This window comes from Anaerobacillus sp. ABR4_321, from assembly GCF_056158505.1.
Genome location: NZ_JBSWTK010000001.1, coordinates 966,342 through 978,914, shown reverse-complemented (window position 1 = coordinate 978,914; position 12,573 = coordinate 966,342). Strand labels below are relative to the sequence as shown.

17 protein-coding genes are annotated in these 12,573 nt (G+C 41.3%); 10 read left to right on the top strand and 7 right to left on the bottom strand.

Annotation, left to right across the window (positions count from 1 at the left end; genetic code table 11):
• Positions 1-174: 174 nt before the first annotated feature.
• On the top strand, positions 175-1,725 hold the full coding sequence (locus tag ACXADT_RS05310; RefSeq protein ID WP_474833483.1) for a glycosyl hydrolase family 28-related protein: 1,551 nt from the start codon (positions 175-177) through the stop codon (positions 1,723-1,725).
• Positions 1,726-1,770: 45 nt separating this feature from the next.
• On the opposite strand, the gene ACXADT_RS05305 is transcribed toward ACXADT_RS05310, so the two are convergent.
• Complete coding sequence (locus tag ACXADT_RS05305; protein WP_474833482.1) at positions 1,771-1,935, bottom strand: hypothetical protein; 165 nt, start codon at positions 1,933-1,935, stop codon at positions 1,771-1,773.
• A gap of 242 nt (positions 1,936-2,177) precedes the next feature.
• Between ACXADT_RS05305 and ACXADT_RS05300 the strand changes: the two genes are divergently transcribed.
• From ACXADT_RS05300 to ACXADT_RS05270, 7 genes are all read left to right on the top strand, one after another.
• The gene (locus tag ACXADT_RS05300; protein WP_474833481.1) at positions 2,178-2,324 is read left to right on the top strand and encodes a hypothetical protein; all 147 of its coding nucleotides are present in this window, start codon (positions 2,178-2,180) and stop codon (positions 2,322-2,324) included.
• Between the two features lie 477 nt (positions 2,325-2,801).
• Complete coding sequence (locus ACXADT_RS05295; RefSeq protein ID WP_474833479.1) at positions 2,802-3,347, top strand: thioredoxin domain-containing protein; 546 nt, start codon at positions 2,802-2,804, stop codon at positions 3,345-3,347.
• 17 nt (positions 3,348-3,364) lie between these two features.
• Positions 3,365-4,312, top strand: a complete 948-nt coding sequence (locus tag ACXADT_RS05290; RefSeq protein ID WP_474833477.1) for an ABC transporter permease subunit — start codon at positions 3,365-3,367, stop codon at positions 4,310-4,312.
• Positions 4,312-5,310: a hypothetical protein gene (locus ACXADT_RS05285; protein WP_474833476.1), complete on the top strand. Its 999-nt coding sequence runs from the start codon at positions 4,312-4,314 to the stop codon at positions 5,308-5,310. Before ACXADT_RS05290 ends, ACXADT_RS05285 begins: the two co-directional genes overlap by 1 nt.
• 150 nt (positions 5,311-5,460) lie before the next feature.
• Entirely contained in the window at positions 5,461-6,465 is a 1,005-nt protein-coding gene (locus tag ACXADT_RS05280) for a LytTR family transcriptional regulator DNA-binding domain-containing protein (RefSeq protein WP_474833474.1), read from the top strand.
• A gap of 144 nt (positions 6,466-6,609) precedes the next feature.
• Positions 6,610-7,458, top strand: coding sequence for an ABC transporter ATP-binding protein (locus ACXADT_RS05275; protein WP_474833473.1), 849 nt, complete (start codon positions 6,610-6,612; stop codon positions 7,456-7,458).
• On the top strand, positions 7,455-8,165 hold the full coding sequence (locus tag ACXADT_RS05270) for an ABC transporter permease (protein ID WP_474833472.1): 711 nt from the start codon (positions 7,455-7,457) through the stop codon (positions 8,163-8,165). The genes ACXADT_RS05275 and ACXADT_RS05270 overlap by 4 nt, the downstream gene beginning before the upstream one ends.
• Positions 8,166-8,353: 188 nt before the next feature.
• Here the strand turns inward: ACXADT_RS05270 and ACXADT_RS05265 are convergent, their stop codons facing one another.
• From ACXADT_RS05265 to ACXADT_RS05240, 6 genes are all read right to left on the bottom strand, one after another.
• Positions 8,354-8,755, bottom strand: a complete 402-nt coding sequence (locus tag ACXADT_RS05265) for a cytidine deaminase (protein WP_474833470.1) — start codon at positions 8,753-8,755, stop codon at positions 8,354-8,356.
• A gap of 20 nt (positions 8,756-8,775) precedes the next feature.
• Positions 8,776-9,954: an MFS transporter gene (locus ACXADT_RS05260; protein WP_474833469.1), complete on the bottom strand. Its 1,179-nt coding sequence runs from the start codon at positions 9,952-9,954 to the stop codon at positions 8,776-8,778.
• A gap of 77 nt (positions 9,955-10,031) precedes the next feature.
• Positions 10,032-10,439, bottom strand: coding sequence for a ferritin family protein (locus ACXADT_RS05255; RefSeq protein ID WP_474833467.1), 408 nt, complete (start codon positions 10,437-10,439; stop codon positions 10,032-10,034).
• Between the two features lie 120 nt (positions 10,440-10,559).
• Positions 10,560-10,883, bottom strand: coding sequence for a nucleoside triphosphate pyrophosphohydrolase (locus ACXADT_RS05250; protein ID WP_474833466.1), 324 nt, complete (start codon positions 10,881-10,883; stop codon positions 10,560-10,562).
• Complete coding sequence (locus ACXADT_RS05245) at positions 10,867-11,268, bottom strand: nucleoside 2-deoxyribosyltransferase (protein ID WP_474833464.1); 402 nt, start codon at positions 11,266-11,268, stop codon at positions 10,867-10,869. Before ACXADT_RS05245 ends, ACXADT_RS05250 begins: the two co-directional genes overlap by 17 nt.
• Before the next feature lie 28 nt (positions 11,269-11,296).
• Positions 11,297-11,596 carry a hypothetical protein gene (locus ACXADT_RS05240; RefSeq protein ID WP_270180316.1) on the bottom strand — a complete coding sequence of 100 codons (300 nt, stop codon included), beginning with the start codon at positions 11,594-11,596 and terminating at the stop codon, positions 11,297-11,299.
• Positions 11,597-11,795: 199 nt separating this feature from the next.
• Between ACXADT_RS05240 and gvpJ the strand changes: the two genes are divergently transcribed.
• Together gvpJ and gvpQ are read left to right on the top strand one after the other, a co-directional pair.
• Positions 11,796-12,053, top strand: coding sequence for a gas vesicle protein GvpJ (gene gvpJ / locus ACXADT_RS05235; protein WP_474833462.1), 258 nt, complete (start codon positions 11,796-11,798; stop codon positions 12,051-12,053).
• Between the two features lie 57 nt (positions 12,054-12,110).
• A complete protein-coding gene (gvpQ, locus tag ACXADT_RS05230) occupies positions 12,111-12,563 on the top strand; it encodes a gas vesicle protein GvpQ (RefSeq protein ID WP_474833461.1) in 453 nt (150 codons plus the stop codon).
• The last annotated feature ends 10 nt before the right edge of the window (positions 12,564-12,573 follow it).

Genomic DNA, 12,573 nt, shown 5'->3' with positions numbered 1-12,573 from the left:
GATTTGCACTTTAGCTTCTAATAAAAAAGAATAAAATCCGTCTTGAATTATTGGGATATTATGTCTATTTATTACTTCTATAAACTATTAGCCGGCACAAATTAATAGTTCTTTTAATAGTATAGATATTAATAGTAAAAATTACCAACATCTACTAAAGGAGGCTTTTGTTGGATGACTGCTATTGTGCTTTATACACAACAGGTTACTACAGGGACTAAATATACCCTCTCTTTTAAAGCAAAAACAACGAATGGTGGTTGGATTGGTGTAAGAGTCTATCTTGAAAATGACAAAGAAATTCTAAATGAATATTTTTCAGTTAACCCTAATACCAGTTCGCATGAATTTACCTTTACTCCAACTAATGATGGCAAATTAATCATCACGGACTTTAGAGGAAAGGGTCATGTGAAATTAACAGATATCACATTCGAATATGAGTCGGTACCTCCTGGTGATCCTGGTGACCCTGGCGACCCTGGTGAACCTGGCGATCCTGGCGACCCTGGTGATCCTGGCGACCCTGGTGACCCTGGTGATCCTGGTGATCCTGGCGATCCTGGCGATCCTGGCGATCCTGGCGATCCTGGCGACCCTGGTGATCCTGGCGATCCTGGCGATCCTGGCGATCCTGGCGATCCTGGCGACCCTGGTGATCCTGGCGACCCTGGTGAGTTTAGTATTAACGGAATAGTAAACGTTCGCGACTTTGGAGCGAGTGGTGATGGAGAAAAGGATGATACTGCAGCTATTAAGAATGCACTAGATGCAGGTGCTTATATTTTTTTCCCATCCGGTAAATACAAAATCAATGATTCGTTAACGCTTGATGGACAGAAGGTTATCGGGGCAGGAGTCGACCATACGACAATCTTTTCGATTGCGAACAAGCCTATCTTCAATGTAAGAGGTCAATTTGGTCAATTAAAAGACATGAGATTACAATACTCAGGCTGGGATCAGACTAATAATACGAATCGAAATGCGATCCTTTTTGTTGGAAAAAATGCCTATCACGTATTTGAAAACTTGAGGTTTGTTTCCGTTTATCGTGCATTTCACATCACGCAGGACTCTAGTGAGACGCATAACGCTTTTTCTATTATTGTAAGAAATATCTATTGTTTTGCTTATTGGAAAAACGTAATCAATATGATTCCTTCTAGAGGAGGACTATCTGGATCTTTATTTGAAAATATTTACTGCCACAATGGACTTAGAGACAAGCGTTATGAACAAATCGTTACTCCTTATGTTTTCCATAATACAGGTGAAATCACTCTTATTCAGCTTAATGCCGAATGGTCAAACCTTGAAAATGCGTTTGAATTTGATGAAGTTCGAAATGCAGTATTAATTTCTCCCCATATTGAAGGAACAGACTTATATGGCGATGCATGGTACAACCTCGGACTAAACTCTCATGTGCAAATATTAGGAAACCGAAACATTAACAACCATGTTTATTCTAACGGAGCCGTTTACAAAGTCCGTGGGGGCTCTACACTAAAATCAACAAATGTTAATGATGTAACATTATCGATTAAGTCAGGTTCTATGAGGATTGTTAACACTACTGGTGGACAAGGTAATAGCATTGAAATTGATGGTTTCAAATCTACAAACATTACTAACCTTGGAGATCGTCCAATGAATGGAAATGAGCCGGTAGTGAAGAGATACAATTACGATTTCATGTATATGAAGAACATTATTAATTAAAAAAACCAGGTCCCGCTTCGCTAGGCGGGAGACCTGGTTTTTCTATTAATCTGTATTTAGAGTAGATAGATTAATATTTTTTATAAGAATCTCTCTAATTTGGTCGATATAAGGTCTAGCTTCACCTGTATGCTTCTCTTCTGCTTCAACCTGCTTTACGAATTTCTCCAGCTCTCCCCACATCTGGTTTGAGCCTGACTTCCCTTCCATTATTGCGATACCCCTTTCGACGCTTTTCTTTTTTTCAAGATTATACCATTTAGTTGCTATACATTTATATAACTATTTAAATTTTCTCTTACAATCATTTCATAAGGCATATTTCTTATTTTGAAGGGTAAAATAATAGTGTTAGCTTATAGCATGAATATGCAAAACATGCTGTTTTCTTTTTCATAGAACGACAGCCTTTGATAAGACCACTCATGTAGAATAAAAGAAGGTCACCCTGCTTGAAACTGGATGAACTTTCCTTTGAAGGGGATGAGGCTATGTATGGCCATGAAGAAAACGATTTTGCAAAAGGAATCATTTGGGGTGTTTCAATAAGCATTCCACTGTGGATTGCGTTGCTTGGATGGGCTCAACTGATATTTTAAAAAGAGGAATCATAGATATAACGGATTCCTCTTTTTATTTTTCGTCCTATTATACTAGCTGCTCAACCCAATGTCTGAAATATTCCCCATAATAAGCTTTTGCAAACACTTCTAATATAACTATTCATCTCTACGTTTGCTTTTTTGTACATCAAACTAACGTGATGCCCCCAACTCTCGAGTTTCGAGCAAGTCTCAATGTTTTATGGTTATAGCAAAATGGTGTGACGTACATTCCTGACACCTATACTCCAAACACTTCTAGTTCTTAAATACCTCTTTCAACAAATATTCCTCCAGTTATATTTTCGAACGAATAACGAAGAAAACGTGAGAACTCCACTATGTATTCACTCCTAGTAACTTCAGAGCATAAACAGTTTATCTTCCATTAATCTTTACAATCAAACTAAAGCAGTTAAAGAAGATTACAGTATGGATTAATCTATCGATTACTAGCTTAAAGGAGTATATAAAATGAGTACGGACTGGAATTTGGTTTTTCTCATCGGACTGTGGATTTTTTTATTCTTTCAATTCGCTATCATGATCTATTTCATAAAACAGGGTATCTATTTTCTCAACCAATTTAACGTGAGTATGTTTGATAAAAAGTCTATACGAATTGGAAATCACGCACCTCTATTTCACTTAGATGACGAAAGTACTCACCTTAATTCTATGAATATATCTAACGGTAAACATACTCTCCTACTCTTCAGAAGTGCAACATGCCCTACTTACTCCGCAATGATGACAGATGTAGCACATCTCAATCAGCAGTTTGAGGCGAACTTGTTCATCGTTACACAGGAAAAATTAGAAGAGGAATCTTGCCCTAACATCCCTAATTCTTCTTACATCGTCGCTCCAGAATTATTTGAACTCTATTACATAAAAAAAGTACCGACCATTTTCATCATTGATCCAGAGGGTTACGTCGTTGCTACGGGCGACTTGAACGAACTAGACAATGTCATACGCTTAGTACCGAAAAGAAAAGCTGGCTCAATCGCACAGTAGAGACAAGGAGGATCTACATGGTACGTTCTTTCTTCACAAGAACCGCTATCCAATTCATACTCACTTCGATAGGGATCTTTCTCATCGGCTCCCTTCCCTATCTTCTTTTCAACATGGAGTCGCAGCTTGAAGTCCTCAAGATGATCGAACGGAAAGAGCTCAATAATACGCTCTTTCTATCAGATAACATCGTGATGAATGTAGGTGCGTATGTTACGAACATCATCGATACCTTCAAAGTGATCTTCTCAGGAAATGCCGATCAGTACTATGCGCGTGGTGGCGTGTGGCCGCTGTTCCCTGAGTTTTGGGAGGCCTATCTTCAGTCGATGCAATATTTGATCGCATCTCTATTCATAGCGCTCGTAGCAGCAATTCTCCTGACGATCTTAACGATGTTATTACCCACTCACAGAAGGAGATTACCGAAAGCGTTCCTTTTTGTAATGGAATCATTGCCTGATATTTTTATTATTCTCATTACCCAGATCGCGATCATTTGGATTTATAAAAAGACGGAGATCCTGTTATTTAACATTACGAGTGGGTTCGGAGAACAAGCGATTCTTCTCCCGATCCTTGTCCTCTCATTTCTCCCTGCCCTCTACATCTATAAATACTTGTTGCTATCGTTTGAAGATGAAGAGAAGCTTCTCTACGTGGAGCTTGCGCGAGGCAAGGGATTGAACCGTAGTCGCATCTTACTCATACATATTTTCAGAAATTCGATCTTCACTCTATTCAACCATTTCAAAGGCATCTTTCTTTTTGCATTAGCGAACCTTTTGATGCTCGAAGTGATCTTTGAAATAAAAGGATTTATGACCTTTATTTTTCAAAACGGGGTTCTCAATAACGAGATCGTTACGATGGGATTATTTATGGTATTCCTTCCATCGTTTCTCTTTTTTACGGTTACACAATGGTTCTTAGAAAAATCTTTTAATGTGATGGGTGATTCTTGATGAAGAAGCTGATCAAACAACCGATTGTCACTGGAGGGATCTTGTTCATCGTCCTCCTTCTCGTTGGAAGCTTTTTATATAGTGCGCTGGGTCAAGCTCCGAAACCGGAAAAGGTTCTCTACGACAGTAATGGGGATATCATTGCATTAGCCCCTTTCCCACCTTCAGCACAGTTCCCTCTCGGTAGTGACATCGATGGAAATAACTTTATGCTGAAACTTCTGGAAGGAGCGAAGTTTACGATTGGCCTGTCGATTCTCGTGGCGTTAGGAAGGATCGTTCTTTCTGCGATCGGGGGCTATTTACTGTTCTTACTCCCGGGTTCTTTTCGTAAATTTCTCGCTGGTCTCGCAGATACGTTTCACTATGCTCCTGTTACGATCTTTACGTATGTACTGATCGCACCCGTCGTGATGACGTTCAGCTGGAGCTACAGTACGCCGACAAAGATCATATTCCCTATGCTCGTTCTCGTGCTCATCAGTGTCCCAGTGCTGTCGCTTTACGTACAGAAGGAGCTCGACCTCATCGCGCAAAAGGAGTTTATCGATAGCGCGAAAGTGATGGGAGGAAGTCACTTTCATATTTTCAAAGCCCATATGGCCCCGTTCTTAAATCCGAAGCTGCTGATCATTTTCATTCAGCAAGTCGGACAAGTACTGATTATCTTTGCCCACCTCGGGTTATTGAAAGTGTTCATTGGGGGGACAGACGTTAGAGTGCTTGAATATGACATTGAGACTGGAGATGCAACGACTGCTTCATTTTCTATGTCAAACGAATGGGCAGGCTTGATCGCGCAAAACTTTCAGTACGTGAACTCGTTCCCATGGATGATTCTTGCACCAGTGACGGCATTTGCGCTGACGATTCTTGCAATTAACGGCATCGTGTATGGATTGAAAGCGAGTCCGACTTATAGAAGAAAGAAGAAGAAGGCTAAAGCATCTAGTGCGAGCTATACCGTTAGTGCGGAGAGCTTTGAGTTGCGGAATTGATGATGAAGGGGATCAGGCATGTGCCTGGTCCCCTCTTTTAAATTCAACTCTTACTTTTTATGTAATTAAATGAAATAATTAGACTATTAAACCAAGGAAACGGTTCGCTATGTAAGAACATCCAACCTATAGAGGGGGAGAGTTTTAAAGGTGTTAACGATAAAAAATGATGAAAAGCAGATTAGCGATAAACTAGTTCTCCCAGCGTTTGATTTGATTATCGAAAAAGCCGAGACCGTTGCACTTCATTCCAATATGAGTGTCATTAGTGAATTGCTTAAAGGTTTCACTAGTCGTGACCCAATTTTTCATAGATCTATTCAACTAGATGGAAAGAACATTTCAAAACACAATTCTGATATTGGCGTGTCCTTCTTAAAAGGTGGCGTTTATGAACGACTAAGCGTGCTCGATAACTTTAAGTTTTTTAAAGGACTATACAATTCGAATACACGTATTGAAGATGTTCTTCACCTTGTACAGCTTGAAGATAAGAAGAATGTAAAAGTTAAAAATCTTACGTATTCAGAAGAAAGAAGGATCCAATTCGCTCGCTCCCTCTTTCAGAATCCGCTGCTGTTTATTTTTGAAGAGCCCGATCAGAATGTCGATATGGAAACGAAACGGGTATTTCTCAAACTTGTCACCTATTTAAAGCAACAGGAAAAATGTGTATTGATCCTCACCGGAAACATAGAAAGCGCGATTACACTTGCGGACATTCCATATCGACTGAATGAAAATGGATTACACGCATTAGAGGTGGATGACACCTCCTCTGAGCAGTCGGACGAAGAAGCTGAGCCGAACGTTTCACCCCCTATTCACTTTAGGAAGATTCCTGCCAAAATTGAAAAGAAGATTCTATTGTTTGATCCGACGGAAATCAACTATCTCGAGAGTTCTGGAGGTGACGTCACCATTCATGTGAACGGTGAGGAGTTCCAGGGGTTTTTCACGTTAACCGAATACGAAGAAAAGTTAGCTTCATACGGTTACTTCCGCTGCCACCGCTCGTATCTCGTAAACTTAGAGAAAGTAACTGAAGTCATCACTTGGACAAGGAATGCGTATGGCCTCATCCTCGAAGATTCATCAGAACTTCCACTGTCTAAGAATAAAATGGCGACATTAAAAGAGATTCTCGGCATTTAACGTGTTCCATTCGGATAAAAATAGACACCACTCATCCCTACCAATGCTCCATTTAACCTTTTCAGCCTCCGTTTGACGGGATTTTAATGCCTCCTTATCAGTCGTTCTGTAATCTTAGGTTACAAACAACGAGGAGGTATGATGTTGGAGAATATCATAGAAGTACGTTCAATGATGAAAGCATTTGGTAATCAGGTAGCATTAAATGAAGTGGATTTCTCAGTAAAGAAAAAAGAAATCTTTGGATTTCTAGGGCCAAGCGGTTCTGGAAAAACGACGACGATTAAAATTTTGACGGATCAACTTTCACCTACAGATGGTGAAGCTACTGTATTCGGTATCAGCACCAATCGAATAACGAAGGAAGGTGCTCATCGCAGAATCGGAATTCTAACCGATAATAGCGGTCTGTATAATCGACTATCGATCTACGACAACCTTAATTTGTACTGCGATCTTTATGGGGTTCCACATGCTCGTATCACTGACGTGTTAGAAATCGTAAATTTACAAGATGAGCAGAAGAAACTTGTTTCCCGTCTTTCAAAGGGTATGCTGCAACGCGTTCTTCTTGCGAGAGCCCTTTTGCATAAACCGGACCTTCTTTTTTTAGATGAGCCGACTTCAGCCCTTGATCCTGCTAACTCGAGACATATTTACCGTGGCTTGCGTGAGCTGAATAACGAAGGAACAACGATCTTTTTGACGACGCACGACATGAGTGAAGCAGAGTTACTTTGCGATCGAGTCGCGTTTCTTCATGAAGGGAAGATTCAGTTACTCGATGAACCGAAGAAGATAAAAAGACAGTTCTCAGATTCAACGATTACGGTGGAGTTAAACGATGGAAGGAAAGTTGTTATAAAGAATGGGCCGGAAGATGCTGAACGAATGCATCAGTATATGTCGAGCAGCCAGGTCGCCTCGATTTATTCAAACGAACCTACGTTAGGAGACATCTTCATCAACGTGACAGGGAGGGAATTGGTATGACTTTTTCAATGAGGCGCGCGTATGCGATCTTCCAAAAAGATGTCAAAGATTTAACGAAAAATTTATTCGTCATCACGACCGCACTTTTACCGCTAATATTAGCCGTTTTCTACGGTACATCTGATCTTATATCGATCGAAACTCACTACACCGTGATCAACCTTACGTTCGCTGCAGTAGCCGTCTTTATTCAGAGTGCTTTGATCGCTGAAGAGAAGGAGAAGAATACGTTAAGAGGACTCATGCTTTCCCCTGCCACACTATCAGAGATTCTGGGTGGCAAAAGCGCGCTAACGTTCCTTTTTACAATCGCGACGATCGTTGTTTGTTCCTTCATTACTGGGTATGAGCCTTCGAATCTAGTTGTAGTAGGATTTGCTATTCTTCTTTCCACGGTGTTTTATATTGCGCTGGGTACGCTTGTGGGATTGCTATCGAAGTCCGTCATGGAAGCCTCGGTGATGGTGCTGCCGGTGATGTTTATTTTCGGATTCGGGTCGGTCCTGCAATCCTTCGCGGACAAATATGCGATTCTAGCATTTATCGAATATATGCCGAATGTGCAGCTTATCGAGTTAGCGAACAAAGTGGAGAATGGTGTAGGTATGACTGAATTCTTGCTATCGTTATTCGTCATCGCAGGTTGGGCGGTTGTTACCGGCATATGCGTAGTCATAATGTATAAGAAAAGAGCTTTGGATGATTAGAAATTATGAAGAGCGAGGGTCAAGCACTGACCCCCGCTCTTTTTCATTTATTCATAAACCATTCGATAAAAAGAATATATCCTGCAAAAACAGCAAGTGCAAACCATAGGAACCAATCTGGTACGTACTCCCATCCAAACATCGTTTACCTCCAAATGAAAACATTTGTGGAAGATTGTTGTGACGTCTTATTCATTATAAGCCTTATACCAATGATATGGCTGAATCTCCTGCAGCGTCTTATATATGAGCTCGCCTTCAGGATGATAAACAGCAGCTTTTACCTCACTTCCCCAATAAAAAAGCCGCTCCTGACATACGCCGCAGGGAGTGAGAATTGTATACGGAGCGTTCTCATCTTCTCGAACTACACAAATCGTATGCGTAACCTTTGTTTCTAGCTTGTGAGCTTCTAAAATCGCTCCAGTTTCAATACATAGTTCTGTTGATGCATTGATGACTTCTGGCGATACGCTTGTTAGGATTTGGCCGTCACTCGTATACATAGCCGACGCTCCTCCCCAGCCTGAGGGATATCTCTTTTCGATTAAGTTTACCGCTTCGTCGTAAAGTTGTTGTTCGATGTTCATAATACCCCTCCATCGCTTTTCTAATTCGTATGCGCTAGCTGAGAATAACTCCGTTCCGCTCTTAAAAGTACGAGAGTCATCAGGACACCAATAAGCGCTAATCCTCCAAAGAATAAGTACACAACGAAAATATTAAAGAAATCATACAGATACCCGCCAACAAACGTACAAAACCAGTTTCCGATTCCATTCCCAACTGCAGCATATAACGTTACGGCAGTTGCATCCATATTGATTGGAGCGATTTCCTTAACATACTGAAGACCAGCTGGAATAAATAAGCCTAGGGAGAACCCTTGAATGATCGTCGTTGCGTAGATAATCGTTAAGCTTGGTTCAAAGAAATAAAGCACCCATCTTAGCATGGAAGCTATTCCAGCAAATAATACTACCATAAGTAAGCCATACCGCTGAATCCATTTTCCTGAGATTCGCATGAACGGAATCTCGAGTAGAACTGCGAGCATAAACGCGAGTCCGATCCCTGCATACGTCCCTCCGCTATCTTCAACAAACAATCCAAAGTACGTATTATTTGATAAGTTCGGTCCGAAGATCATGAATGTCACGATGAGAAACAGAAGAAACTTTCGATAGACTAGTAGCTTTCTCATTCCATTCTTTAGGTCCACTTTCTTCGTCTGACGCTCACTCGGTGAACGCCATGCGAGGATAGAAGCTAGCGTAAGAGAAATCAAGAATGCGTAAAAGATAACCCCTGGTCCTAAGACTGACTCTGATAGTTTTCCCATAATGAAAACGGCTAGACCGAAGCCTAGCGAGCCAAACAGCCGTATGTTTCCATAGTTATAGTTCACCTTACCCGTGTACTTTAAGGTAATACTGTCTGAAACGGGAATGATCGCACTCTGAAAGATTGCGACGACGATAGCGATCACGAGAAACCAGTAAAAGCCATCAAAAACAAGGTATCCCATTCCGGCGATACCCGTTAAGAGTGCTGTTAAGGTGAGGACTCGAGTAGGTGACTGCGTGGCGTCACACACCATCCCCCATATTGGTTGAAAGAAAATCATGATGATCGGTCCGAGTGACATGATCATGCCGATTTGCGAACCATTCAGATTTTCTACTTGTTTTAAATAGACGCTCAACAACGGAAATAAGCTTCCCACCCCGAAAAAGGCGAGTAAGTAGAATCCTTGTAGCGTAAGTATATTTTTCTTTGCCTCCTGCATCGTGCACCTCCGTAATGAGCTACCTTATATTGTAAGCCCATCTTGGAAATAGTCAATAGCGGGGGGCAGGAAGGTGCCTAGCTCCTCGTTAAAAAATATAAAAACCACACTGCATGGTTCTGTTCATCCGCCGCTGCTCGCTTAAAGACCTCCTTGATATAGGGATCCTGCGTTTGATCCGCGATGTCGAGGTAAAAGTCGACAGCTTTTTGCTCATCTTCAATTGAGTACTTTAATCCAGAAATGTAAGCAGTCGGACACTCTTCGATTAATTGCGGTGAATGCTGTTGTCCCGTTAACTGTGTATAGATGTTTGTGAACGCTTGATAATGATTGATTTCATCTTGTCGAATCTCTAGAATTTGATTCCTCACCTTTTCATTCGGTGACAGTTGAGCGAGTATGTCATAACACTGAATGGCGCTATACTCTCCATTGATGGCAGTCGCGATATCCTCAACAAGTGTACGGTATACGTGATGCATGCTGTTCTCTCCCTTATTGTAGACACAAGATAGAACAGTATATGTGGGAAGCCTATTAAATAGTGAAAAAAGCAGGCATGGGAAAAACATTTCCCCTGCCTGCTCCCACTATTAAACAATTTATTCTTCCACCGTCTTTAAGAAAACTTTGTTAGAGAAACCGCCTCGTTCTTTCTTCTTTTCCTCTCTTGCAACTTCTATATCCTCATACGTTTTTCCATGAACACCCGTTAAAGCACGAATCACTTCCACCACATCCCCAAGTTCTGAGATCGCCTCTACATCTGAACTCGCCTCAATATACTCGTTCACTTCCTCAAGAAGCTTTCTTCTCAGCTCTATCTTGAATGCTTCGTCAGATAGCATGATAGCATCATAGGTTTTTCCATTCTCTGAAATGATTTCAGGAATTCGATCTCGGACTAGCTTATTGTATTCCGGCATGTTTCTTCTCCTGAACGACCTTATGAAACAGATCTGTTAATGGGCCAGAGCAAATTGTCACCCCGCTCGTATGGTAAAACGAACTTGAAGTCACAGGATCCTTTATCTCCTCTCCAGAGTAAAGATAGACAGGAATACCGAGACCAAGCGCGATGCCAATCTCGATGTGCGTCCCTTTCCCACCAGGGAGAAGTGCGATAAGAAAATCGGACTCTTTCACTGCGTCGAGTTCTGAAGTGCCTATTCTCCCAAGTTCCTCAAACGTTGTCGCTCTCTCATTCTTCGTCCAATCATATGTATGTGTGTACCCTTCATTCTTTAATAAATCACGAAGCTCTTGAACTTGCGCTTTGTTTTGAAAACTTGATGCGATATAGAATTTCATTGTCCTTCTCCTCACCTTTCCTTCATATCTATCCTGATTTTACAGCAAACTGCTTGTTCATTTCCTTTTTTAGCTTCCTTTCCATCCTCTCTTCATACATCGGTGACTTCTTCATCTTCTTCACCCGCATCTTCCCGATTACATATCGAACAGACTCATTTTTCGTGATGAGCGGCTTCGCTTCAGGCATTTTTGTAAGGTCTACAAACCACGCGAATGCCATGAGTGCGATGATGTTTTCTTCAATCTTCTCTTCATCAGGCGCTTCTCCTCCGCCAAAACCAAAGATTCCACCTAAATTTGCGAGAATCTCAAGGAATAGTTCCACGTGCCATTTCCTCCCTCTCTTCTACTCTTATTTTTATATACGGACCATCTAGGTCATTTGTTTCATAAAGGGAGAAAGAGCATTGAAGCTTTGTTTAAACAATTCATTTCCGAGGTATACTCATGTGAATTGTTTTCCTTTCCAACCATTTCATTTATTGAGATGGTTGGCATCCTACAGCTTAAAAAGGAGTGACGTGATGAGTATTCAAAAGAGTGCAGAGAGTTCGAGTCTTGCAGAAGTGATCGACCGCATCCTTGATAAAGGCATTGTCATCGATGCATTCGCGCGTGTTTCGCTCGTTGGGATCGAGATTCTTACGGTTGAGGCAAGGGTAGTTATCGCAAGTGTCGATACGTGGTTACGTTACGCGGAAGCCGTCGGACTACTTCGAGATGACGTTCAGGAAGATGGTCTTCTTCAGCAATCAAACGAGCGCGCACAGTTTAGCATGTAGTACCTTGTAATCATTTTTCGGAAAATTGAGTAATTCGTACCACGGAGGGGGTATCTCATGAGTAAACCCTTTGGAAAAGCGCTAGATAAAGTCACGGAAAAAGTCGTCGAACATACGCCTGAGCACATTAAAGAAAAGGTAAAGAACACGGTTCAAGATCATGCACATGAAACGTTTAAGGAAAACGTACAGGAAGGTGTTCAATCGAAGGTAAATCAGGCGTCTGAACAGCTTCAAAGCACAAAAGAAGAGAATGCTTCCAAGGTTCACAGCACAGCAGAGAAAGCGAAAGAAAAAGTGCAGGACGCTCTTCTCTCTGTAAAAGAAAAGGTGTCGACGGCAAAGGAAGCTGGTGAGGCATTTCAAGAGGAAGTCTCCTCTTCTCGAGAAAGTAAAACGATTAAAGGCGTGCATGACATCAAGAGTTCAACAAACATCAAAAGCTCTACGAATATCAAAAGTTACCAGAACATTAAAACATCCAAAGACATCAAAACGATCAGTTCGTAACTACTGAAAG

What these genes read in the sequence shown, in the direction of transcription:
- gvpQ (WP_474833461.1), top strand. Translation starts at nt 12,111, where the DNA reads ATGAGTAAACCCTTTGGAAAAGCGCTAGATAAAGTCACGGAAAAAGTC.
- ACXADT_RS05245 (WP_474833464.1), bottom strand. Translation starts at nt 11,268, where the DNA reads ATGAAATTCTATATCGCATCAAGTTTTCAAAACAAAGCGCAAGTTCAA.
- ACXADT_RS05250 (WP_474833466.1), bottom strand. Translation starts at nt 10,883, where the DNA reads ATGCCGGAATACAATAAGCTAGTCCGAGATCGAATTCCTGAAATCATT.
- ACXADT_RS05290 (WP_474833477.1), top strand. Translation starts at nt 3,365, where the DNA reads ATGGTACGTTCTTTCTTCACAAGAACCGCTATCCAATTCATACTCACT.
- gvpJ (WP_474833462.1), top strand. Translation starts at nt 11,796, where the DNA reads ATGAGTATTCAAAAGAGTGCAGAGAGTTCGAGTCTTGCAGAAGTGATC.
- ACXADT_RS05295 (WP_474833479.1), top strand. Translation starts at nt 2,802, where the DNA reads ATGAGTACGGACTGGAATTTGGTTTTTCTCATCGGACTGTGGATTTTT.
- ACXADT_RS05310 (WP_474833483.1), top strand. Translation starts at nt 175, where the DNA reads ATGACTGCTATTGTGCTTTATACACAACAGGTTACTACAGGGACTAAA.
- ACXADT_RS05285 (WP_474833476.1), top strand. Translation starts at nt 4,312, where the DNA reads ATGAAGAAGCTGATCAAACAACCGATTGTCACTGGAGGGATCTTGTTC.
- ACXADT_RS05260 (WP_474833469.1), bottom strand. Translation starts at nt 9,954, where the DNA reads ATGCAGGAGGCAAAGAAAAATATACTTACGCTACAAGGATTCTACTTA.
- ACXADT_RS05265 (WP_474833470.1), bottom strand. Translation starts at nt 8,755, where the DNA reads ATGAACATCGAACAACAACTTTACGACGAAGCGGTAAACTTAATCGAA.
- ACXADT_RS05270 (WP_474833472.1), top strand. Translation starts at nt 7,455, where the DNA reads ATGACTTTTTCAATGAGGCGCGCGTATGCGATCTTCCAAAAAGATGTC.
- ACXADT_RS05305 (WP_474833482.1), bottom strand. Translation starts at nt 1,935, where the DNA reads ATGGAAGGGAAGTCAGGCTCAAACCAGATGTGGGGAGAGCTGGAGAAA.
- ACXADT_RS05255 (WP_474833467.1), bottom strand. Translation starts at nt 10,439, where the DNA reads ATGCATCACGTATACCGTACACTTGTTGAGGATATCGCGACTGCCATC.